19 protein-coding genes are annotated in these 21,105 nt (G+C 66.0%); 11 read left to right on the top strand and 8 right to left on the bottom strand.

From position 1 onward, the window contains the following. Positions 1–4: 4 nt before the first annotated feature. From odhB to G5C33_RS17985, 4 genes are all read left to right on the top strand, one after another. A complete protein-coding gene (gene odhB, locus G5C33_RS18000; RefSeq protein WP_165328410.1) occupies positions 5–1,249 on the top strand; it encodes a 2-oxoglutarate dehydrogenase complex dihydrolipoyllysine-residue succinyltransferase in 1,245 nt (414 codons plus the stop codon). A 385-nt stretch (positions 1,250–1,634) separates the two neighbouring features. Beyond that, complete coding sequence (lpdA, locus tag G5C33_RS17995) at positions 1,635–3,023, top strand: dihydrolipoyl dehydrogenase (RefSeq protein ID WP_165328409.1); 1,389 nt, start codon at positions 1,635–1,637, stop codon at positions 3,021–3,023. Positions 3,024–3,044: 21 nt separating this feature from the next. Beyond that, positions 3,045–3,533, top strand: a complete 489-nt coding sequence (locus G5C33_RS17990) for a DUF2314 domain-containing protein (protein WP_165328408.1) — start codon at positions 3,045–3,047, stop codon at positions 3,531–3,533. A 56-nt stretch (positions 3,534–3,589) separates the two neighbouring features. Then, the gene (locus G5C33_RS17985; protein ID WP_165328407.1) at positions 3,590–4,351 is read left to right on the top strand and encodes a hypothetical protein; all 762 of its coding nucleotides are present in this window, start codon (positions 3,590–3,592) and stop codon (positions 4,349–4,351) included. Between the two features lie 7 nt (positions 4,352–4,358). Here the strand turns inward: G5C33_RS17985 and G5C33_RS17980 are convergent, their stop codons facing one another. Further along, positions 4,359–5,036, bottom strand: a complete 678-nt coding sequence (locus G5C33_RS17980; protein ID WP_165328406.1) for a YoaK family protein — start codon at positions 5,034–5,036, stop codon at positions 4,359–4,361. An 80-nt stretch (positions 5,037–5,116) separates the two neighbouring features. Here G5C33_RS17980 and G5C33_RS17975 point away from each other — a divergent pair, with 80 nt between their 5' ends. Beyond that, complete coding sequence (locus tag G5C33_RS17975; protein WP_165328405.1) at positions 5,117–5,749, top strand: trimeric intracellular cation channel family protein; 633 nt, start codon at positions 5,117–5,119, stop codon at positions 5,747–5,749. A gap of 9 nt (positions 5,750–5,758) precedes the next feature. Here G5C33_RS17975 and G5C33_RS17970 read toward each other — a convergent pair whose 3' ends face one another. Genes G5C33_RS17970 through sppA form a run of 3 tightly spaced genes read right to left on the bottom strand, consistent with a single transcriptional unit; the run spans position 5,759 to position 8,663 of the window. Next, complete coding sequence (locus G5C33_RS17970; RefSeq protein ID WP_165328404.1) at positions 5,759–6,178, bottom strand: hypothetical protein; 420 nt, start codon at positions 6,176–6,178, stop codon at positions 5,759–5,761. 32 nt (positions 6,179–6,210) lie between these two features. Further along, positions 6,211–6,771: a GNAT family N-acetyltransferase gene (locus tag G5C33_RS17965; protein WP_165328403.1), complete on the bottom strand. Its 561-nt coding sequence runs from the start codon at positions 6,769–6,771 to the stop codon at positions 6,211–6,213. Continuing rightward, a complete protein-coding gene (sppA, locus tag G5C33_RS17960) occupies positions 6,768–8,663 on the bottom strand; it encodes a signal peptide peptidase SppA (RefSeq protein ID WP_165328402.1) in 1,896 nt (631 codons plus the stop codon). The genes G5C33_RS17965 and sppA overlap by 4 nt, the downstream gene beginning before the upstream one ends. Before the next feature lie 271 nt (positions 8,664–8,934). Between sppA and groES the strand changes: the two genes are divergently transcribed. Continuing rightward, positions 8,935–9,225, top strand: a complete 291-nt coding sequence (gene groES / locus G5C33_RS17955) for a co-chaperone GroES (RefSeq protein ID WP_165328401.1) — start codon at positions 8,935–8,937, stop codon at positions 9,223–9,225. Positions 9,226–9,369: 144 nt separating this feature from the next. Next, the gene (gene groL, locus G5C33_RS17950; protein WP_165328400.1) at positions 9,370–11,019 is read left to right on the top strand and encodes a chaperonin GroEL; all 1,650 of its coding nucleotides are present in this window, start codon (positions 9,370–9,372) and stop codon (positions 11,017–11,019) included. A 238-nt stretch (positions 11,020–11,257) separates the two neighbouring features. Here the strand turns inward: groL and G5C33_RS17945 are convergent, their stop codons facing one another. The 4 genes from G5C33_RS17945 to G5C33_RS17930 form a co-directional block, all read right to left on the bottom strand. After that, the gene (locus tag G5C33_RS17945; RefSeq protein ID WP_165328399.1) at positions 11,258–12,160 is read right to left on the bottom strand and encodes an EamA family transporter; all 903 of its coding nucleotides are present in this window, start codon (positions 12,158–12,160) and stop codon (positions 11,258–11,260) included. A 51-nt stretch (positions 12,161–12,211) separates the two neighbouring features. Continuing rightward, on the bottom strand, positions 12,212–12,769 hold the full coding sequence (locus G5C33_RS17940; protein ID WP_165328398.1) for a GNAT family N-acetyltransferase: 558 nt from the start codon (positions 12,767–12,769) through the stop codon (positions 12,212–12,214). Then, positions 12,759–13,709, bottom strand: coding sequence for a bifunctional helix-turn-helix transcriptional regulator/GNAT family N-acetyltransferase (locus G5C33_RS17935; protein WP_165328397.1), 951 nt, complete (start codon positions 13,707–13,709; stop codon positions 12,759–12,761). Before G5C33_RS17935 ends, G5C33_RS17940 begins: the two co-directional genes overlap by 11 nt. Positions 13,710–13,863: 154 nt before the next feature. After that, complete coding sequence (locus G5C33_RS17930; RefSeq protein WP_228275125.1) at positions 13,864–14,190, bottom strand: HNH endonuclease; 327 nt, start codon at positions 14,188–14,190, stop codon at positions 13,864–13,866. Between the two features lie 141 nt (positions 14,191–14,331). Here G5C33_RS17930 and G5C33_RS17925 point away from each other — a divergent pair, with 141 nt between their 5' ends. Genes G5C33_RS17925 through G5C33_RS17910 form a run of 4 tightly spaced genes read left to right on the top strand, consistent with a single transcriptional unit; the run spans position 14,332 to position 21,104 of the window. Then, positions 14,332–15,720 carry a TIGR03013 family XrtA/PEP-CTERM system glycosyltransferase gene (locus tag G5C33_RS17925; RefSeq protein WP_165328396.1) on the top strand — a complete coding sequence of 463 codons (1,389 nt, stop codon included), beginning with the start codon at positions 14,332–14,334 and terminating at the stop codon, positions 15,718–15,720. Further along, the gene (gene prsK / locus G5C33_RS17920; RefSeq protein WP_165328395.1) at positions 15,720–17,774 is read left to right on the top strand and encodes an XrtA/PEP-CTERM system histidine kinase PrsK; all 2,055 of its coding nucleotides are present in this window, start codon (positions 15,720–15,722) and stop codon (positions 17,772–17,774) included. The genes G5C33_RS17925 and prsK overlap by 1 nt, the downstream gene beginning before the upstream one ends. Beyond that, positions 17,771–19,129, top strand: a complete 1,359-nt coding sequence (prsR, locus tag G5C33_RS17915; protein WP_165328394.1) for a PEP-CTERM-box response regulator transcription factor — start codon at positions 17,771–17,773, stop codon at positions 19,127–19,129. Before prsK ends, prsR begins: the two co-directional genes overlap by 4 nt. Next, positions 19,113–21,104: a tetratricopeptide repeat protein gene (locus tag G5C33_RS17910; RefSeq protein ID WP_165328393.1), complete on the top strand. Its 1,992-nt coding sequence runs from the start codon at positions 19,113–19,115 to the stop codon at positions 21,102–21,104. The genes prsR and G5C33_RS17910 overlap by 17 nt, the downstream gene beginning before the upstream one ends. Position 21,105 lies beyond the last annotated feature (1 nt).

Genomic DNA, 21,105 nt, shown 5'->3' with positions numbered 1-21,105 from the left:
TCCAATGGCAACCGATGTAAAGGTCCCCACGCTGGGCGAATCGATCACCGAGGCGACTCTCGGGGAATGGCTGAAGCAGCCGGGCGATGCCGTCGCGGTCGACGAGCCGATCGCCAGCCTCGAAACCGACAAGGTGTCGGTCGAAGTGCCCTCGCCGGTCGCCGGCACGATGGGCGAGCACAAGGTCCAGCCGGGCGACACCGTCGAAGTCGACGCCGTGATCGCCTCGATCGAGGAAGGCAGCGGCGGCGGTTCCGCGCCGGCGCCTTCGGCCGCTCCCGCTCCGGCCCCCGCTCCGGCCCCCGCTCCGGCCGAGGCCGGGCAGCAGGCGCCTGCCGGGGGAGACGATGTCGCCGCCGCGCTGTCGCCTTCGGTTCGCCGCGCGGTGCTCGAGCACGGAGTCGACCCTTCGACCATCAAGGGCACCGGCAAGGACGGCCGCATCACCAAGGAAGATGTCGAGGCCGCCGCCGCGAACAAGGGTGCGTCGCCCGCGCCGTCGCCGGCACCCGCCGCATCGCCTGCGCCTGCCGCTGCCCCGGCCGGCGGTCGCAACGAAGAGCGCGTGCGGATGACGCGTCTGCGTCAGACGATCGCCAAGCGCCTGAAGGACGCGCAGGATACCGCCGCGATCCTCACCACCTTCAACGATGTCGACATGTCGGCGGTGATGGAGGCGCGCGCCAAGTACAAGGACCTGTTCGAGAAGAAGCACGGCGTCCGACTCGGCTTCATGGGTTTCTTCGCCAAGGCCGTGTGCATGGCGCTGAAGGACGTGCCCGCCGTCAACGCGCAGATCGACGGCGACGAGATCGTCTACAAGGATTATGCCGATATCTCGGTCGCCGTGTCCGCGCCGCAGGGCCTGGTGGTCCCCGTGATCCGCTCGGCCGACGCGATGAGCGTCGCCGAGATCGAACGCACGATCGGCGATTTCGGCAAGCGCGCAAAATCGGGCGACCTCAAGATGGAAGAGATGAAGGGCGGCACCTTCACCATTTCCAATGGCGGCGTGTTCGGTTCGCTGATGTCGACTCCGATCATCAATCCGCCGCAGTCGGCGGTGCTCGGCCTGCACCGGATCGAGGATCGCCCGGTCGTGATCGACGGCGAGATCGCCGTGCGGCCGATGATGTACATGGCGCTCAGCTATGATCACCGGTTGATCGACGGCCGCGAGGCCGTAACTTTCCTCGTCGCGGTCAAGAATGCCATCGAGGATCCGACGCGGCTGCTGATCGATCTGTAGTATGTTATGAACAGCCTTCTTCCCACACTCCTTGCAGTTTTCGGTTTGGCGGCTGCCGTGGCCGCGCACGGGGTCAGTAGGAAGGGAGCATTGCTCGGTTTTTATCCACTGGAGGAAAGATCAGCGATCACTACAGTCGTGTCGCTAGTCGCGATGTGGGTATGCTTGTTCACCGCGATCATTTGGTTGTGGTTGTTCAAGACTTGGTGGATTGCGCTCGTTTTGACGGTCGTCGGAATGTTCGCTTCAAATTTGATCCTGTTCGTGTTGCCGCGCGAGGGCGGACGTCGAATGCCCTTGGGCCGCTCAGCGCTTTGGACAGTATCGCTTCTAGCGATAGTTAGCACGGCAGGTGCGTTCGCAATTTCGTATTGGAAGTAAAGCAATGGCTGAAGAATTTGACGTCCTGATCATCGGTGCCGGCCCCGGAGGCTATGTCGCGGCGATCCGTGCGGCGCAGCTGGGCCTAAAGACCGCATGCGTCGAGAGCCGCGAGACGCTGGGCGGCACCTGCCTCAATGTCGGCTGCATTCCTTCCAAGGCGATGCTCCACGCGTCCGAATATTTTGACGCTGCGAAGAACGGATCGATGGCCAAGATGGGCATCAAGGTGACGCCCGAACTCGATCTCGACGCGATGCAGGCGCAGCGCGTCGACGCCGTGAAGGGGCTGACCGGCGGCATCGAATATCTGTTCAAGAAGAACAAGGTCACCTGGATCAAGGGCCGCGCCGCGTTCGTCGACGCGCATACGGTCAAGGTCGGCGACGACAGCTACCAGGCGAAGAATATCGTTATCGCCACCGGTTCTTCGGTGACGCCGCTGCCGGGCGTCGAGATCGACCAGAAGGTGGTGGTCGACAGCACCGGCGCGCTCGAGCTCGACACGGTGCCGGGCAAGATGGTCGTCATCGGCGGCGGCGTGATCGGGCTCGAACTGGGCAGCGTGTGGCGCCGGCTCGGCTCCGAAGTCACCGTCGTCGAATATCTCGACCAGATCCTGCCGGGCTTCGACGGCGACGTCCGCAAGGAAGCCGCCAAGATCTTCAAGAAGCAGGGCATGACCTTCAAGACCGGGACCAAGGTGACCGGCGTCGAAGTGAAGGACGGCAAGGCGACGGTCAGCGTCGAACCCGCCAAGGGCGGCGATGCCGAAAGCCTCGAGGCCGACATCGTCCTCGTCTCGATCGGCCGCAAGCCGAATACCGAAGGGCTCGGCCTCGATGCGATCGGCCTTTCGACCAACGATCGCGGCCAGATCGAAACCGATGGCATGTTTAAGACCGCCGTCGACGGCGTCTGGGCGATCGGCGACGTCATCCCCGGCCCGATGCTCGCGCACAAGGCCGAGGACGAAGGCATTGCCGTCGCCGAGAATATCGCCGGGCAGACCGGCATCGTGAATCACGATGTCATCCCCAGCGTCGTCTATACCATGCCCGAAATCGCCGGCGTCGGCCTCACCGAAGAGGCGGCGAAGGAAAAGGGCGAGGTCAAGGTCGGCAAGTTCCCGATGGTCGGCAACAGTCGCGCCAAGACCAATCACGAGCCGGATGGTTTCGTGAAGGTGATCGCCGACGCCAAGACCGATCGCGTGCTCGGCGTGTGGATCATCACCTCGGTCGCCGGCACGATGATCGCGCAGGCGGCGCAGGCGATGGAATTCGGCGCGACCAGCGAGGACATTGCCTATACCTGCCACGCGCATCCGACGCATTCGGAAGCGATCAAGGAAGCCGCGATGGCGGTGACGGGCAAGCCGATCCACGTCTGACGGCTTTCAGAGGGTGACAGCATGGCGACTGCGCGTTTGGCTTTGATACTGGCATGCGCGTCGGTCGCCGGTGCGATCGCGCCTTCTCCCGCTCTGGCGCAGAGTACGGTACGCTATATCGGTGCCGAGGATCCCGCGATGAACGCGGCCGAGCAGCGCGCGATATCGGAGCTGGATGCGTTCTTCCGGCATCTGGCGGTCCCTGCCGCCGACGAAACCGAATTCATGATCAAATTCGATCTGAGCCGGGGCGGTGCCGACGGCGATGTCGAGTTCATCTGGGGGCTGGTGCGTCAGCGTTCGGGAACGCGCACCGAAGTCACGCTGGCCAATGAACCGGTCAATCCCGACTATGTCGTGGGGCAAGTCGTGACGGTCGAGGACCGCTGGATCGACGACTGGTCCTATTGGAAGGGCGATACGCTGCAGGGCGCCTATACGGTTCGCGTCCTGCTGGACCAGATGCCGCGGGAACAGGCGGCGGCGCTGCGGCGTGACTATGGCTGGTAAGGCAGTGCGGCACGCACCGGCCACTGCCGCCCGTCGCGTTGTCTGAAGGCGGGGCGATGCGCGACGACGCCTTGACGCTCGGAGCGCTCGCCGCCGGTGCCGCCTGTGTTGCGGCGCTGGCGCACGAAGCCGTCGGTCACGGCACGGCCTGTCTGATCGAGGGCGGGCGCGTGACCTTGCTCACGGCGACCTTTTTCGGGTGCGAAGGCGGCGGTGTGCTCACCGACATGGCGGGGCCGTTTGGCGGCCTGACGGCAGGACTGGTCGCCCTATTGGTTCAGAATCGGTTTCGGTCGGCCGCCTGGCGCTATTTCTGCGCGATGCTTGCCGCCTTCAGCCTCTGTTGGTTTGCCGGCGGGTTCGTCTATTCTCCGCTTACCGGTCATGGTGATCACGCGACCGTCGCGTATCAGTTGCGCGCCCCCGATATCTGGCGCGTGGCTTCGCTCATCACCGGTATCGTCCTGTATGGACTGTTTCAGCCGTTGATGGTGCGCGGGTTTCGGCGGATCGCCGCGCCGGACGATCCCCCCGGAATGCTGTCGCGGCGCGTCGGTGTGGGCCAAGCGGCGGGCGCTGTCGGGCTGGGGCTGGCGGGCTTCGGATATCCCGACTCGCTGCTGTTGGGCGCTCTGCAGGGGTTTCTCGCCATCGGGCTCGCTGCGGTGCCGATGTGGCTGGCAGTGGCCAGCGTGGCGCGGCGGCGCGAACGCCAGGGCATATCGGTGGCGCGCAGCCGATCATGGATCGTCTCCATGACCGCCCTGTGGATCGCGTTCGTGGCGATACAGGGCACCAACCTTCTGGGCGGCGGCTAGGCGCTTATCACTGCGACTGGCCGACTTGCCGGACCTTGTCCTGGCCCGTCTTGCCGATCAGCGCCGCGATGCCGGTGAGCACCGCCGCCGCGATCACGGCGAGCCACAGGGCATTCCACTGCATATCCGCTTGCGCCCAGGCACCCAGAACGACGCCCCCGACAAAGCCCAGCCAGAGCAACAGCCAGGGGCCCCAGGCCCAGCGATCCTTGTCGCCCATCAGTGCGTGCGCCAGCTTCTGCCCCATGCGTACGATCGACCCGGTCATGTAGGTAACGCCGATCGTCACCTCGCCGTCGCGTTCGAACATGCCGTTTTCGGCACCCATCGCAGCAGCGAGCAGCAGCAGTACCTGCGCGCCCGGCCGCACCATCGCCAGCGCGGCTGCGGCAAGCAGCAGCGCCGTGACGAGCATCAGGACCGCCGGCTGGCGCCGCTTTTCCCAGGCACGCCCGACCACGCTCGCCAGGATGACGCCGGCGATGAAGCACATGATCAGCGCGCCCGCCATCACGCCGTTGCCGACGGTGCCGCTGCCGATTTCCACGCCCAGCCGGGTGCTGTTGCCGCTCATGAACGAGGCGAAGAAGCTGCCGAAGCTGGTATAGGCCAGTGCGTCGACGAAACCGGCGAGCGCCGCCAGCGCGACGGCGAGGGCGATGAAACGGGGTTCGGTGCGAGACATGCGCGCCTACATGGACGTTCGCGGCGTGGTTCGCCACCCCCCGAATTGACGCGCGGGACGCGAATATTCATGGGGGCGCGATGAGCGTTCCCGTCCCCGGCTATATCGGTCCGATCCTGCCCTGGCTCGACCTGTTCGGCATCGCCGTGTTCGCCGCGACCGGCGCCGTGGCCGCGACGATGCGCGGACAGACGTTCGTTACCGCCGCCTTTTTCGCGCTGGTGACCGGCGTCGGCGGCGGCACGATCCGCGACCTGCTGATGGGCGCCCCGGTATTCTGGGTGCATGATCGCAGCGTCGCGGCGATCTGCATCACCGCGGCACTGCTGATCTGGCTCACGCCGGAGCGCTGGTGGCACGGCAAGGGTTTCGACTGGCTCGATGCGATGGGGCTGGCGGCCTATGCCGTGTTCGGCGCGGCCAAGTCGCTCGGCTATGGCGTTCCGCCGGTGCCGGCATTCGTGATGGGCGTAGTCACTGCCTGTGTCGGCGGCATCATCCGCGACATGATGGCGGGCGAGCCCTCCATCCTGATGCGACCCGAACTCTATGTCACAGCCGCGGCGCTGGCCTCCGCGCTCTATGTCGTGCTGTCCTTCACCGGCCTGCCGCCTTTCGCCTGCGGGCTGGTCGCGGCGGGGGCGGGGTTCGCTCTGCGCGCGGCGGCGATCCAGTGGCGCCTCGCGCTGCCCGCCTATCGCGGCAAGCGCTGAAGGCGCGGATCAGCAGCCCGGCCCGGCCGATTGCTCGACGAGGTCGGCGATCTGGTCGGCGGGGATCGTGAAGACGCCGCCCTGGTCTTCGCGCCAGACAGCGATTCCCGTCGCGAAATCGACGTCGGCCATTGCCGCCTGGTCCGCGGCGAGCCGGGTTACGCTGGCATCGAGCGCTTCGCGCGATATCGGCGCATGGGGCAAGGTCATGCCGCCGGGCTGCCCGGCAACGCACAGTCGGCTGAGGCTGATATGGAAGACCCATTGGTCCTGCTGGCGTTCGATCCGCTGGATGCGCAACAGCGAACCCGCGTCCTGCGGCCGGTTGTGATATTCCCACACCTGACCGGCGGCATATCGCGGCGGCGCATCCTGCGCGGCGGAAAGCGTCAGTGCGGCTAGGCAGGCGAGCAGGGAGCGCAGCAGCATGGACAAGCCTTTCGTTCGGCGCGAAAGTGTCATCAGTCGCGGACCAGTCCGGTCTCTCCGAACGGCCTGATTTCGGGCGGCGGCAGTGTCGCGGGGCGCAGCTCGCATTGCCAGAAACCGACATCGAGCCACTGGCCCGCCTTGAACCCGATTTCGCGGAAGATGCCGACCTGGCGATAGCCGACCGCTTCGTGCAGCCGGATCGAGGCATCGTTGGGCAGGGCGATACCGCCAACGGCCTGCGTGAAACCCTGGGCGCGCAGCGTCGCCACCAGCGCCGAATAGAGCAGCCGGCCATAGCCGCGCCGCTGCGACCCTTCGGCCATGTAGATCGCGGTTTCGACGACATGGCTATAGGCGTCGCGCTCGCGAAACCGCCCGGCATAGGCATAGCCGATTGCCGCACCGCCGGCTTCGCTGTCGGTCAGGACCAGCCAGGGATAATAGCCCTCGCTTGCGGTCATGCGGCGCCGCATCGTACGGCTGTCGGGCGGACTGGTTTCGAACGAAACCGTGCCCGCCACCACATGCGGCGCATAGATTTCCGCGATGGCGTGCGCGTCCTCGGCGCGTGCCTCCCGGATATCGATCATCCCAGCAGGCGTGCGAAGAAGATTTCGATCAGGCTGGCGTTCCGCACGGGAGCCGCAGTCCGGCCAGGGCCGATCGCGGCGCATTCGATGCAGCGGGCCTGCATCGCCGTGCCGCCGGCCAGCCGCCGTACATCGGCCACAGCCTGCGATACCAGCGCGGTCTGGCGCGCGGCGATCCGGGTGGCGATGTCGGCGCCCGCCGCCGCGCTCACCCAGTCATCCTCGGGTTCTTCCTCGCCAAGGGTTTCGAGAAACTGTACCCAGCCGCTCGGTTCTTCCTGCAGGAAGACGGGATAGACGCTGTCGGCCTCGACGCCCGCCCGGCGCGCGGCTTCGGCGATAGCCTCGTCGAGCCCGCCGAACCGGTCGACCAGTCCAATCTGATGCGCGGTTCCGCCGATCCAGACGCGACCCTGGCCGATCGCGTCGACTTCCTCGGGCGTCTTCCCGCGCGCTTGCGCAACCAGACCGATGAACCTGCGATAGCCATGTTCGATCGTCGCCTGAATCACCTGATCGGTGGCCTGGTTTGTGCCCCCCATCACGTCGGGCTGGCCGGTCAGCGGCGTCGTCGCGACGCCGTCGGTGGTCACGCCGACTTTTTCGAGCGCGGCCTCGAAGGTCGGGATGATGCCGAAAATGCCGATCGATCCGGTGATGGTATTCGGTTCGGCGAAGATCACGTCGCCCGCGGTCGAAACCCAATAGCCGCCGCTGGCCGCAAGCGATCCCATCGACGTGACGATCGGCAGCCCCTGCGCCTTGGCCTGCAGGATCGCCTGGCGGATCTGCTCGGATGCCAGCGCCGATCCGCCCGGTGAATCGACGCGGACGACCAGCGCCTTGAAATCATGCTCCGCCAGCCCCTTGAGCAGCAGCTTGGAGATGGTGTCGCCGCCGGCCGTTCCCGGTCCGGCTTCGCCGTCGACGATTTCGCCCGCGATGGTGATGACACCGATCGCATTGCCGCGGCTGGGCGCGGGATTGGCTTCGATCCAGTCTTCCATGCGGATCATACGGAAATTGCCCGTGCGTGCACCGGAAGGCGCGCCGACCAGTTCCGCGACGCGCTTGCCGAAGGCGACCCGGTCGCCGATCTTGTCGACCAACCCGTTGTCCAGATTGGCCTGCGCGATGTCGCCGTTCGCGGCCGTGACGACTTCGGCGGGGTTGTTGAGGAACAGGTCCACCTTGGCCTGCGCCCGCGCTGTCACCACTGCCTCGCGCCATTGCGAGAGAATGTTGCCGTAGAGCGCTTCGCTTGCCTCGCGCGCTTCGGGCGACATGTCGCTGCGCGTATAGGGCTCCACTGCCGACTTGTAGCTGCCGACGCGATAGACATGCGCGTTGACGCCCAGCTTGTCGATCAGCCCCTTGTAATAGAGCCGCGATCCGCCGGGCCCCGAAAACAGCGTGCCGCCCATCGGATTGACCCAGATTTCGCTGGCGTTGGCGGCGATCAGATAGCTGTCGTCGGTATAGGCCGTGGCATAGGCGAGCACTTTCTTGCCGCCCGCACGGACCCGGCCGACGGCATCGGCGACGGCCTGAACATCGACCGGATAGCCGCCCATGAAGCGATCGAGATCGAGCACGACCGCCTTGACGCGCTCGTCCTCGATCGCGGCGTCCAGCGCGCGCACCACATCGCGAACGCGATGTTGCCGCAACACGTCGCCCCCGCCGAAGTTGCCGAAGGGGTCGGGCGCTTCCGGTTGTTCGGCAAGCGTGCCGTCCAGCGCGACGACCAGCGCGCCGTCATGGATCGCGGCAACGTTGGGCTTTGCCGACAGCAGCATGAACAGGCCGGAAAAGAACAGCAGCATGAAGACCAGGACCAGCGCGTCCTTGATCCCGACGAGAATTTTCCAGGCGCCTTTGATCAGCTTCACGATCCCGTCCTTGCTGCAGAAATCCGCGCGAAGGCCTATCGCACGCGAGGCTCTGAGTAAATGTTCTGTATTATCCCGCCAATACGCGAAAGCGACCGAACCCGGCGCTCGCGCGTCCCGTGGCGGCACGGCCTTGCGGACATCAAAAAAAACGCCATCTGCCCGTTGACGCACCGCCGACCCCGACACATATGCCCGCCTGTTAGCACTCGGGTTGCCTGAGTGCTAAAGCCATATTGTTACAACCCAGATACTGGAAGGGATCAGGCGCATGAACTTTCGTCCGTTGCACGATCGCGTGCTCGTTCGCCGCGTCGAGGCCGAGGAAAAGACCGCCGGCGGGATCATCATCCCCGATTCGGCCAAGGAGAAGCCGCAGGAAGGCGAAATCGTCGCCGCCGGCAGCGGTGCCAAGAGCGAAGACGGCAAGGTGACGCCGCTCGACGTCAAGGCGGGCGATCGCATCCTGTTCGGCAAGTGGTCGGGCACCGAAGTGAAGGTGAACGGCGAAGACCTGCTGATCATGAAGGAAAGCGACATCCTCGGCATCGTCGAGGGCTAACGCAACCGCCGTCTTCCCTGCGAAGGCAGGGGGCCGTGTCTGTCGCTTGTGCCGGAACGGCGCGTCGCTGACGGAACAGAGGCCGACGGAACAGAGATAGGCCCCTGCCTGCGCAGGGGCGACGATCAAGAAAGGATCTGCAACATGGCAGCCAAGGACGTTAAATTCTCGCGTGACGCACGCGAACGCATCATGAAAGGCGTCGACATCCTGGCCGACGCGGTCAAGGTCACGCTCGGCCCCAAGGGTCGCAACGTTGTCATCGAAAAGTCGTTCGGTGCCCCGCGTATCACCAAGGACGGCGTTTCCGTCGCCAAGGAAATCGAGCTTAAGGACAAGTTCGAGAATATGGGCGCGCAGATGGTCCGCGAAGTCGCTTCGAAGACCAATGACGTCGCTGGCGACGGCACCACCACCGCCACCGTACTCGCTCAGGCGATCGTGCGCGAAGGCATGAAGTCGGTCGCCGCCGGCATGAACCCGATGGACCTGAAGCGCGGCATTGATCTCGCCACCGCGAAGGTCGTCGCTGATATCCAGAGCCGCTCGAAGGAAGTTTCGGGCACGCAGGAAGTCGCGCAGGTCGGCACCATCTCGGCCAATGGCGACAAGGAAGTCGGCGAAAAGATCGCCGAAGCCATGGAAAAGGTCGGCAAGGAAGGCGTGATCACCGTCGAAGAGGCGAAGGGTCTCGAATTCGAGCTCGACGTCGTCGAAGGCATGCAGTTCGACCGCGGCTATCTGTCGCCCTATTTCGTCACCAACCCGGAAAAGATGAATGTCGAGCTTCAGGATCCCTATATCCTGATCTTCGAAAAGAAGCTGTCGAACCTCCAGTCGATGCTTCCGATCCTCGAAGCGGTTGTCCAGTCGGGCCGTCCGCTGCTGATCATCGCCGAGGACATTGAAGGCGAAGCGCTCGCGACTCTCGTCGTCAACAAGCTGCGCGGCGGCCTCAAGGTCGCGGCGGTCAAGGCGCCGGGCTTCGGCGATCGCCGCAAGGCGATGCTCGAGGACATCGCGATCCTGACCAAGGGCGAAGTCGTCAGCGAAGATCTGGGCATCAAGCTCGAAAACGTCACGCTGAACATGCTGGGCACGGCCAAGTCGGTCACGATCGACAAGGACAACACCACCATCGTCGACGGCGCGGGCGACGCGGACGCCATCAAGGCGCGCACCGAGCAGATTCGCGGCCAGATCGAGCAGACCACCAGCGACTATGACCGCGAGAAGCTCCAGGAGCGCCTCGCCAAGCTCGCCGGCGGTGTTGCCGTGATCAAGGTCGGCGGCGCCACCGAGGTCGAAGTGAAGGAGCGCAAGGATCGCGTCGACGACGCCCTCCACGCCACCCGCGCTGCGGTCGAGGAAGGCATCGTTCCGGGCGGCGGTACGGCGCTGCTCTACGCCACGGCGGCGCTGGAAGGCGTCACCGGCGAGAATGAGGACCAGACCCGCGGCATCGACATCGTGCGCAAGTCGCTGACCTCGCTCGTGCGTCAGATCGCGGCGAATGCGGGTCATGACGGCGCGGTGGTTTCGGGCAAGCTGCTCGACCAGAAGGACACGTCGTTCGGCTTCAACGCCGCGACCGACACCTACGAGAACCTCGTGGCTGCCGGCGTGATCGATCCGACCAAGGTCGTTCGCACCGCGCTGCAGAACGCCTCGTCGGTCGCCGGCCTGCTCATCACGACCGAAGCCACGGTCGCCGAGCTGCCGGAAGACAAGCCCGCCGGTGGCGGCGCTCCCGACATGAGCGGCATGGGCGGCATGGGCGGCATGGGCTTCTAAGAAGCCCCGCTGTCTGGCGGCTCCCAGGCGGAGCCGTTTCGCTCAGGCGAAAGCAAAAAGAAGGGCCGGCGGGGAACCGTCGGCCCTTTTTTTGACGTTCCTCCCCCGGAGGGGGAGGTGGCAGCCCGAAGGGCTGACGGAGGGGTAATCTCCACAGGCGGCGCGCTTGCGGCCAATACCCGTCCATCACGCTTCGCATGGTCCCCCTCCGCTCCGGGAAAACCATTGGAGTGCGCGCTCAGCCCGCTTTCGCCGCCGTCCAGAGCAGCATCAGGATGCCGACCCCCACGATGCCCAGTCCGGCCGCTTCGTGCCGGCTGGTCTTCTTCCCCGTCAGCCTGCCCGAAAGCAGCGCCGCGATCGGCATTTCGACCAGTCCCAATGTGCGGACGTTCGCCGCCGGGGTGAGCGCGAAGGCGCAGAACCAGCCCGCCGAGGCAAGCGCGCCGAGAAACCCCGCGCCGATGCTCGCGCGCCATTCGCGCAGCGATCCGGCAAAGGCGGCGCGATCGCGCCAGAACAGCCAGATGCCGAGCAGCGACGTCTGGATCGCCAGCGTGACGACGAGCATTTCGAGCGAGCGCACGATGAAGCCGCCGCTCGCTATGCCATCAATCGCCGCGCGAAAGGCGATCGCCGAGAGCCCGAACAGCGCGCCTGAGGTGACGCCCGCAGCGATCATGTTGCGCTCGTGGAACAGCTTGCCGAAATCGCGCGGTGAAACCGATGCGATCAGCACGCCCGCCGTGACGACGAACACCGCTGCCCAGCCGAGCGGCCGCAGATGATCGCCGAGAAAGATCACGCCGAAGACCGCGACCAGCACCGGTTCGGTCTTGATATAGGCATAGGCGACGCCGAAGGCGCGGCGGTGCATTACCACCAGCATGAGCGCGGTCGCCGCGATCTGGCTGCACGCGCCGAGCAGGCCCCATAGCAGCGACGCCGGCGGAACGGCCGGCAGGGGTTCGCCGAAGAGCGCCAGCGCGGCGAGGAGGAACAGGATCGCGAAAGGCAGCCCGAACACGAACCGCACCTGAGTCGCGCCGAGCGTGCCGATTTTCTCGGTCAGCGACGCCTGCGCGCCGTTGCGCAGCACCTGGGCGGCCGAGGCAAGCAGCGTGAACGGAATCCACAACATGGATTGCCGCTACCCGGCGGAGGGGGAGGGGGCAAGGTGATAGGTGTCCGGCTATCCGGCTATCCGCTTGCGCATCCGCACCAGCGGTACCGCGACACCATCCACCGCATGCACGACATTCTCGATCGCCGTGTAGCCGCTGACCGCATAGAGCCGCTGTCCGCTGAGCGTCGCCATCAGCTCGACCGTCGAAAACCCCGCGCCCGCCGCAGCCGCCTCGCATTCGGCGAGGATGCGGCGACCGATGCCTTGCCGCGCATGGTCGGGGTGGGTGTACATGGCGCGGATTCGCGCCGGATAGATGGCGGGATCGAGAAGGGCCGGCGCGCGCAGGCCTACGCCATGATCGCCGCCATAGAGAGTCGCGCGGCCGCTCCAGCCGCCGCACCCGACGGCGATGTCCCCCCTTTCGGCGATCAGATAGGTGCCGTCTTCGACCAGTTGGGTGTCGAGGCCCATGATCGCATGGCTGGCGGCAATCTGTTCGGGCGAGAGCAGCCCGTGCTGCAGCGCTTCGATCGCGCGTTCCATCAGCGCACGCAGCCGCGGCAGATCGCGGCGTTCGGCCCAGCGGGTTTCGATCGGCAGCGGCTCGGGTTCAGCCGACATACCGCATCGCCACATTGCACCGTTCATAGGTCCGTCCGAATTCCTCCATGATCGCGTCGTCATGGACGAAGCCGTGCTTTTCATAGAGGTGGATCGCAGCCTGCGACTTGCGGTTGGTGAGGAGATAGAGCGTCTCCGCGTCGAGCGCATGCGCTTCCTCGATCGCGGCTTTCAACAGGAATTCGCCCGCCTTGCGTCCGCGCGCGGAGGACCGCACGCCCATCTTGGTCAGCTCGAACCAGCCCGGACGCGTCTGGCGCAGCGCGCAGGTACCGATGATGCCGAGATCGGGCGCCTCGACGAACAGGATCGATCCGCCGCCCTCGACATAGCTTGCGCGCGGGGCGGCCAGCATCCTCCGCTCGACCTCTTCCATCGCGTACATATCCTCGATCCACTCGGTGTTGATCGCCGTGAATTCGTGCGCGAGCGCGTCTTCGAACCTGCGGATTCGCAGCCCGGGCGGCGGTTCGGGCGGGCGGTGGGCATGGAGCGGCCGCTCGGCGAGGGTGGTCTCGATCGCGCCGATCTGGTCGAGCAGCGAGCCCTGCAGGTCACCGCACAGCGCCACCACCGCGGCTTCGACGCGCGGCCAGACCTCGCGGCGGGAAACCGCCATCACCTCGCGCCCCCGCTGCGTCAACGACACCAGTTTCTGGCGCCGGTCGCTGTCCGATCGCGCAACCGATACCAGCTCCATTTCGGCAAGCTTGTTGACGATGCGGGTAACGGCGGGCTGGCTGATCCCCAGCCGCCGGACGATTTCGCCCATCACCTGGTCCCCGTGCCGATCGAGCAGTCCGAGTACCGGATACTGGCTCGGCTGCACGGCGATTCCCGCGTCCGAAGCGATGGTCAGCACATCGGCCTGCATTCGCTCGGCCAGTCGTTTCATGCGACTGCCGAGAAACAGCCAGCCGCGCTCCGCGATATAGTCCATAAGGCCGCCTTCTCATTGTATAGCCAGGTATATAGCATGTTATTCAAATTGCGGAAGGGGGTGATGCGGCTTCCGGTCGACCGAGGTGCCGGGGCATCCCAATCGGGCGGACACTCCCGGACCGTGATCTGTACCATGTTGACAGGATCAGGGCTTAGTCTCGCTTTCGTCGCCGCGTCGGGGCGTGGAAATCGGGCGGCTTCTTCGCGATCCATTTGCGGAAAGCGGCCAGCCTCGGGCTGTTGCGCAGCGTTGCCATGTCTCCGCCGCGTGCCAGTTCGGCATTGGTGAAATGCGAATGGATCGCGCGGTGGCAGATCGGATGGACGGGCACGGTATCGCGGCCGCCCTCGCTTTTGGGCAGCGGATGATGCTGCTCGACCAGATGGCCGAGCGGGCGATCGCACAGCGCGCAGCGGCGTTCAGTCGCCCTATCGTCGCGGCGTTCGGCCAGCGCCGCCAGTGCCGCCTTCCGCTTCACGCGCCCGCGCATGGCCGTCCCTGGTGCGCGCGAAAACGGGCCCTGCGGCAAATGGCTTCGATCCTGTTCAGCATTTCTTCGTCAATTTGCGAGAGAGATCGGCACTGTCGGTAGAATTTACACCAGGGCGAAGAACATACGATGATCCGTCTGTTCAATCACTATGTGCCTAATGCGGTGCTGCTGCTGGGTCTGCTCGACCTCGTCATGTTGCTCGCCGCGGGCGAAATCGGCTGGATCGCGCGCGCGCACCAGATTGGTATGGAGCTCGAGTCGCTGCTTTCGCGGCTGCCCCAGCTGATCACCTTCGCGCTGACGCTGCAAGTGGCGATGGTCGCGGTCGGCGTCTATGGCGCCGATGCGCTGCAATCGCTGCGCTATGCCGTCGCGCGGCTGATCGTCTCGGTCTCGCTCGGCGTGATTTTTCTCAGCGCGATTTCCTTCCTCGCCCCGGCGCTCAGCTTCTGGCGGTCGAATCTCCTCTACGCGATGCTCATGGCGATGCTGCTGCTGGTGCTGATGCGCATCCTCCTCGGCTCGACGCTGGGCAGCCAGGTGTTCAAGCGCCGCGTCGTGGTGCTCGGATCGGGTCCGCGCGCGCAGCGGCTCAAGACGCTGTCGCGCACGCCGGGTTCGGGCTTTGTCATCGTCGGCTTTGTCGCGATGAGCGAAGCCAATCACGTCATTCCCGAAGCGATCCCGCGCGACGCGATCTACAACCTTGCCGATCATGTCGTGCTGCTCAATGCCAGCGAAGTGGTGCTCGCACTCGAGGAGCGGCGCAACGCGCTGCCGCTCAAGGATCTGCTGCGGATCAAGACCACCGGCGTGCACGTCAACGACACCTCGACTTTCCTCGAGCGCGAGACGGGACGAGTCGATCTCGACAGCGTCAATCCCAGCTGGCTGATCTTTTCCGACGGGTTTTCGTCAGGCCGGATGTTCTCGGCTGCGTTCAAGCGCCTGTTCGACATCGCCGCGAGCCTGACGCTGCTGGTGCTCACGCTGCCGGTGATCCTGATCACGGCGCTGCTGGTGAAGATCGACAGCAAGGGGCCGGCCTTCTATCGCCAGCGCCGCGTCGGCCTCTATGGCGAAGGGTTCGACATCATCAAGCTGCGCTCGATGCGCACCGATGCCGAAGTCGCGGGCACTGCCGTCTGGGCGGAAAAGGACGATCCGCGAATCACGCGGGTCGGCCGCATCATCCGCAAGCTGCGCATCGACGAACTGCCGCAATGCTGGACGGTGCTGAAAGGGCAGATGAGCTTTGTCGGTCCGCGCCCGGAACGCCCGCAATTCGTCGAGGAGCTGGAAGGGCAGCTGCCTTATTATGCCGAACGGCATATGGTGAAGCCGGGCATCACCGGCTGGGCGCAGATCAATTATCCCTATGGCGCCTCGATCGAGGATTCGCGCCAGAAGCTCGAATATGACCTGTTCTACGCCAAGAACTACTCGCCTTTCCTCGATCTCCTGATCCTCCTCCAGACGTTGCGCGTGGTGCTCTTCCCCGAAGGCGCACGCTGATGGTCGCAACCGTCATCCTCTGGACGCACGCGCTTGCCGCGATGCTGTTCGGCGCGGTGGCGCTATGGGCGTTCGGCCGTACCGAAAGCGGCGCGCCGCGCGGGCCGCTGGGTGTCGCGCTGGCGATGACGGCGCTCTGGGCGCTGGCGGTGGCCGGGATCGGCAATGGCGAGATGGTGACCGGCGTGGTCGAAGCCGCGCGCGACATCGCCTGGTTCGGCTTCATGCTTGTGCTGCATCGTCGCGACGGCGCGGCGCGGCCGCGATTCGCGCTAGCCACTGTCTATGGCGTCGTGACGATCGTCACGATTGTCGCGACCATACTCGATCTGATCGGCCATACCGCGCCCGATCCGCTGGCCCAGCAATTCGTGACGGCCGGATTGTTGCTGCGGATGCTTATCGCGGTGGCGGCGCTGGTGCTTACTCAGGCGCTGCATTCGGCGGTGGCGCCGTCGGCGAGCGCGGGGCTGCGCTGGATCGTGCTGTCGCTCGGCGGTCTGTGGCTGATCAATCTCAACATGCTCGGCAGCGCCTATCTGCTCGGCTATCTGCCGCCCGACCTCCAGGCGCTGCGCGGCCCGGCAGTGGCGATCATCGCAATCGGTGTCGGCATCGGTCTGCAGCGCAAGGGCGAATGGACGATGCAGGTGTCGCGCACCGTCGCCTTTCAGTCGCTCTCGCTTGCGGGCATCGGGGCCTATCTGGCACTGGTCGCGCTGACCACCAGCGCGCTGGCGACCGTGGGGGGCAGCCATGCCCGCGTGCTGCAGACCGCCTTCGTCTTCGGCATGACCGCGGCGGTGCTGACGCTCGTGTCCTCACCCTGGTTGCGCGCATGGGCGAAAGTGAAGCTGGCCAAGCATTTCTTCCGGCATCGCTATGACTATCGCGCCGAATGGATGCGCTTCACCGAGACGCTGGGTCAGCCGGACGGCGCCGCGCCGCTCGACGAGCGGATCGTCAAGGCGATTGCCGACATGACCGATTCGCCCGCCGGCGTATTGCTGATGCCCGAAGGCAGTGGACTGGCGCCCGCCGCGAGCTGGAACTGGGAGGCGGGCCAGCTTCCCCCGACGATCGATGCCCGGCTGGCGCGGCACCTTTCCGAAACCGGGCGGATCATCGAGCTCGACGCGGTGCGCAAGGATAGCGGGGACGCGCGCGATCGCGACGCGGTTCCCGAAACGCTGCTCGCCATGCCGCGGGCCTGGGCGCTGGTGCCGCTACCGCATTTCGGCAAGCTGGCCGGCGCGATCCTGCTCGCCCGCCCGCCGATCAACCGCGCCTTCGACTGGGAGGATTTCGACCTGCTCAAGGTCGCCGGGCGCCAGGCGGCAAGCTTCCTTGCCGAAGCGCGCGCGCAGGAGGCGCTGGCCGAAGTCGAGCGGTTCGACGAATTCAATCGCCGCTTCGCCTTCATCCTGCACGATATCAAGAATCTGGTGAGCCAGCTCACGCTGGTCGCGCGGAACGCCGAACGCCATGCCGACAATCCCGAATTCCGCGCCGACATGGTCGCGACGCTCAAGGATTCGGTCGAGCGGATGAACGGCCTGCTCGCGCGGCTTTCGCAAACCAACCGCAGCCGTGCCGACGTGCCGCAGGCGATCGACGTGGTGCCGATCCTGCAGCGGCTCGCCGCGGCGCGACGCGGGCAGCATCCGGTGCAGGTGGCCGCGGCCGGTCCGGCATCGGCGCTGGCCGATCCGGTGCGGCTCGAACAATTGCTCGAACATCTGATCCAGAACGCCATCGATGCCAGCGCCGAGGGCCAGCCGGTGACGCTCGCCGTCGAAGCCGATGATGCGCAGGTCGCGATCGACGTGATCGATCGCGGCTGCGGCATGTCGCCCGGATTCGTGCGCGACAAATTGTTCAAGCCCTTCGTCTCGTCCAAGCCGGGCGGATTCGGCATCGGCGCGTTCGAGGCGCGCCAGCTCGCTGCGGCGATGGCCGGACGGATCGACGTCGAATCGCGTGAGGGCCAGGGTACGCGCTTCCGCGTCACGCTGAAGCCGGCGCAGCCGACAAATGTGGAACAAGCGGCATGACCGATTCCAAACCGAAACTGCTGATCGTCGAGGATGATGCGGGGCTGCAACGGCAGTTGCGCTGGGCCTATGACGATTACGAAGTGCTCGTCGCGGGCGAACGGGAAAGCGCGATCGCGACGCTGCGTGCCGAACAGCCGCCGGTGGTGACGCTTGACCTTGGCCTGCCGCCCGATCCCGACGGGACCAGCGAAGGCTTCGCCACGCTGGAGACTATTCTGTCGCTCCAGCCGGAGACCAAGGTGATCGTCGCCTCGGGGCACGGCGCGCACGAATCGATGCTCAAGGCGATCGCCGCTGGGGCATGGGATTTCTATCAAAAGCCGATCGACATCGATGCTTTGGGCTTGATCGTCGCGCGCGCATTTCACGTTCATGCGCTCGAAGCGGAAAATCGCCGGCTTGCCGAGCGTGCCGAGGCCGGCACGGAACTGGGCGGCATGATAACCGGCGCGCCCGAAATGCTGAAGGTGACGCGCACGATCGAGCGTGTCGCGGGCGCCGACGTATCGGTGATGCTGCTCGGTGCCAGCGGTACCGGCAAGGAACTGCTCGCGCGCGGCGTGCATGAGTCGAGTCCGCGCAAGAGCGGTGAATTCGTCGCGATCAATTGCGCCGCGATCCCCGAGACGCTCCTCGAAAGCGAGCTGTTCGGCCATGAAAAGGGCGCGTTCACCGGCGCGGTGAAGACCACCGAGGGCAAGATCGAACAGGCGCATGGCGGCACGCTGTTCCTCGACGAAGTCGGTGACATTCCGCTGCCGTTGCAGGTCAAGCTGCTGCGCTTCCTGCAGGAACGCGTGATCGAACGGATCGGTGGCCGTAAACCGATTCCGGTCGACACCCGGATCGTCTGCGCGACGCATCAGGATATCGATGCTATGGTTGCCGACGGGCGGTTTCGCGAAGACCTGTACTACCGTCTCGCCGAAATCGTCGTGCGGATTCCCGCGCTAGCCGAGCGGCCGGGCGATGCCGGGCTGCTCGCGCGGCATTTCCTGCGCAAATATGCCGAATCGATGAAGGCCGGGGTCAGGAATTTCGCGCCCGACGCGCTCGCCGCGATCGATGCCTGGCACTGGCCGGGCAATGTCCGCGAGCTGGAGAACCGCGTGAAGCGCGCCGTCATCATGGCCGACGGCAAGAGCGTTACCGCCGCCGATCTCGATCTGGAAAGCGCCGCCGAGGACAGCGCCCCGATCAATCTGAAGGCGGCGCGCGAAACCGCCGATCGCAAGGCGATCCGCCACGCGCTGGCCCGCGCCGAAGGCAATATTTCCGGTACCGCGCGGCTGCTCGGGATCAGCCGCCCCACGCTATATGACTTGATGAAGGCCTATGACCTCCAGCCCTAGGCGCCGTCGCACCCGCTATTCGCGCAAGCTGCAATTGCGTCGTGCCGCCGTGATCCTCGGCGGTCTGGCGGCGTTCGGCCTTGCCATATTCGGGTTCATCCGGCTGCTGCCCGAATATCACGATCCCGCTGCCGCGCGCGCCGAGCTTGAAAAGAGCATCGCCGCGTTCCGGCAGAGCAATGTCAGCGCGGCGCGCGCGCATGCGTTTGAGGCGGTGCGCGCCAATCCCGATTGGGGCGACGCGCATGCCATGCTCGCGCGTACGCTGCTCGAACTCGACAATGGTCTTGCCGCCGAAGCCGAACTCGATCTGGCCGAGGCGCATGGCTATGATCCCGCCCGAACCAGACATCTGCACGCGCAGGCGCTGCTGCTGCAGGGCGATACCGAGCGCGCATTGCAGGTGGTCGAGCAGACCGCGCCGCAGGATCGCGTCTACGGGCTGCGCATTCGCGGGCGCATCCTTACTGCGACGGGCGATCTCGCGGGCGCGCGCGCCGCGTTCGGCAAGGCAGTCGACATGGCGCCGAAGGACCCCGGCGTGTGGACCGATATCGGCCGTTTCCGTTTCGCCGCGGGCGATATCGGCGGGGCCATCGCGGCATCGCAGCGCGCCGTCGAACTGGGGCCGGGCGATGTCGAGGCGCTGCTGCTGCGTGGCGAACTGGTGCGCACGCAATATGGGCTGGTCGCGGCGCTGCCGTGGTTCGAGCGCGCGCTGGAACGCGATCCCTGGCATCACGACGCGCTGATCGAATATGCCGCGACGCTCGGCGATCTGGGCCGGACGCGCGCGATGCTGGCCGCCACGCGCCGCGCGCTCGAAGCGCGGCCCGGCAGTCCGCAGGCCTATTATCTGCAGGCAGTGCTTGCCGCGCGCGCCGACAGGCTCGATCTCGCCCGGGCGCTGATGGAGCGGACCGGCGACGCGCTGGTCGGCCTGCCCGGCGCGCTGCTGCTCGGCGGATCGCTCGACATCGAGGCGGGCAATTACGCCCGCGCGATCGAACAGCTCGGCCAGCTCGTCGCGACTCAGCCCAAGAACATCACCGCGCGCAAGCTGCTCGCGCTCGCTTATCTGCGCAGCGATGCGGCGCGCGACGCGATCAGCGTGCTGCGCCCGGTGGTCGCGCGCTCCGATGCCGACAGCTACGCCAAGCTGCTTGTCGCGCGCGGTTTCGAACGGATCGACGAACGCGCGGCGGCGGCACGGTTCCTCGACTGGGCGGCATATCCGGCGCGCGGCGAATCGCCATCGTTCAGTGCCGATGACAGCGTGGCCGTGGCCGATCTCGCCGCTGCTGAAAATCCCGGCGATCCCGACCGGATCGTTCCCTATCTGCGCGCGCTGGTCGATGCGGGGCAAGTCGATCGGGCGCTGGCGCGCGCGCGACAGGTTGCGCGCGAAAATCCCGGCGCGCCGGGGTCGCATATCCTGCTGGGCGACGTGCTGATGATCGCCGGGCGGCCGGGCGCGGCGGCGACTGCCTATCGCGCCGCTGCAGACATGGCGTTCGACGAGCCGACGATGCTGCGCCTTGTCGAGGCGAACCAGGCGAGCGGCAACCGGCAGGAAGCGGCACGGGTGCTCGCGCTGTTCCTGACGCAGAACCCCAATAATCTCGTCGCGCTTCGTCTGGCCGGGCATTGGCAGCTCGCCGAAGGCGAATATGCCGCCGCCATCGCGACGCTGGAACGGCTGCGCGAACGCGTGGGCGACCGCGATGTGGCGCTCAATATCGAACTGGCGCAGGCCTATGCCGCGCTCGGCGACAGCGAAGCGGCCGTCGATGCCGGCCATGCGGCCTATTCGGTGGCGCCCGCCAATCCGGCGGCGGCCGACGCCTATGGCTGGGCGCTGTATCTGGCCGGCGATATCGCGGGCGCCGAGGAGCTGCTGGAAAAGGCGGCAAAGACCGCGCCTGATCATGACGGTATCCGCAGCCATCTGAATACCGTGCGTTCGGCAGGTTGAG

Origin of the sequence: Sphingosinithalassobacter tenebrarum (genome assembly GCF_011057975.1) — a bacterium.
Taxonomy (GTDB): Bacteria; Pseudomonadota; Alphaproteobacteria; order Sphingomonadales; family Sphingomonadaceae; genus Sphingomonas; species Sphingomonas tenebrarum.
The sequence above is the reverse complement of the archived record's forward strand: the minus strand, read 5'-3'. Positions and strand labels throughout refer to the sequence as shown.

Excerpts from the sequence above, each read along its gene's own strand:
- prsK (WP_165328395.1), top strand. The coding sequence starts at position 15,720 with ATGGTCGCAACCGTCATCCTCTGGACGCACGCGCTTGCCGCGATGCTG.
- G5C33_RS17985 (WP_165328407.1), top strand. The coding sequence starts at position 3,590 with ATGCGCGACGACGCCTTGACGCTCGGAGCGCTCGCCGCCGGTGCCGCC.
- G5C33_RS17910 (WP_165328393.1), top strand. The coding sequence starts at position 19,113 with ATGACCTCCAGCCCTAGGCGCCGTCGCACCCGCTATTCGCGCAAGCTG.
- G5C33_RS17965 (WP_165328403.1), bottom strand. The coding sequence starts at position 6,771 with ATGATCGATATCCGGGAGGCACGCGCCGAGGACGCGCACGCCATCGCG.
- groES (WP_165328401.1), top strand. The coding sequence starts at position 8,935 with ATGAACTTTCGTCCGTTGCACGATCGCGTGCTCGTTCGCCGCGTCGAG.
- lpdA (WP_165328409.1), top strand. The coding sequence starts at position 1,635 with ATGGCTGAAGAATTTGACGTCCTGATCATCGGTGCCGGCCCCGGAGGC.
- G5C33_RS17975 (WP_165328405.1), top strand. The coding sequence starts at position 5,117 with ATGAGCGTTCCCGTCCCCGGCTATATCGGTCCGATCCTGCCCTGGCTC.
- groL (WP_165328400.1), top strand. The coding sequence starts at position 9,370 with ATGGCAGCCAAGGACGTTAAATTCTCGCGTGACGCACGCGAACGCATC.
- prsR (WP_165328394.1), top strand. The coding sequence starts at position 17,771 with ATGACCGATTCCAAACCGAAACTGCTGATCGTCGAGGATGATGCGGGG.
- G5C33_RS17940 (WP_165328398.1), bottom strand. The coding sequence starts at position 12,769 with ATGTCGGCTGAACCCGAGCCGCTGCCGATCGAAACCCGCTGGGCCGAA.
- G5C33_RS17925 (WP_165328396.1), top strand. The coding sequence starts at position 14,332 with ATGATCCGTCTGTTCAATCACTATGTGCCTAATGCGGTGCTGCTGCTG.
- G5C33_RS17935 (WP_165328397.1), bottom strand. The coding sequence starts at position 13,709 with ATGGACTATATCGCGGAGCGCGGCTGGCTGTTTCTCGGCAGTCGCATG.
- G5C33_RS17970 (WP_165328404.1), bottom strand. The coding sequence starts at position 6,178 with ATGCTGCTGCGCTCCCTGCTCGCCTGCCTAGCCGCACTGACGCTTTCC.
- G5C33_RS17980 (WP_165328406.1), bottom strand. The coding sequence starts at position 5,036 with ATGTCTCGCACCGAACCCCGTTTCATCGCCCTCGCCGTCGCGCTGGCG.
- odhB (WP_165328410.1), top strand. The coding sequence starts at position 5 with ATGGCAACCGATGTAAAGGTCCCCACGCTGGGCGAATCGATCACCGAG.
- G5C33_RS17945 (WP_165328399.1), bottom strand. The coding sequence starts at position 12,160 with ATGTTGTGGATTCCGTTCACGCTGCTTGCCTCGGCCGCCCAGGTGCTG.
- G5C33_RS17990 (WP_165328408.1), top strand. The coding sequence starts at position 3,045 with ATGGCGACTGCGCGTTTGGCTTTGATACTGGCATGCGCGTCGGTCGCC.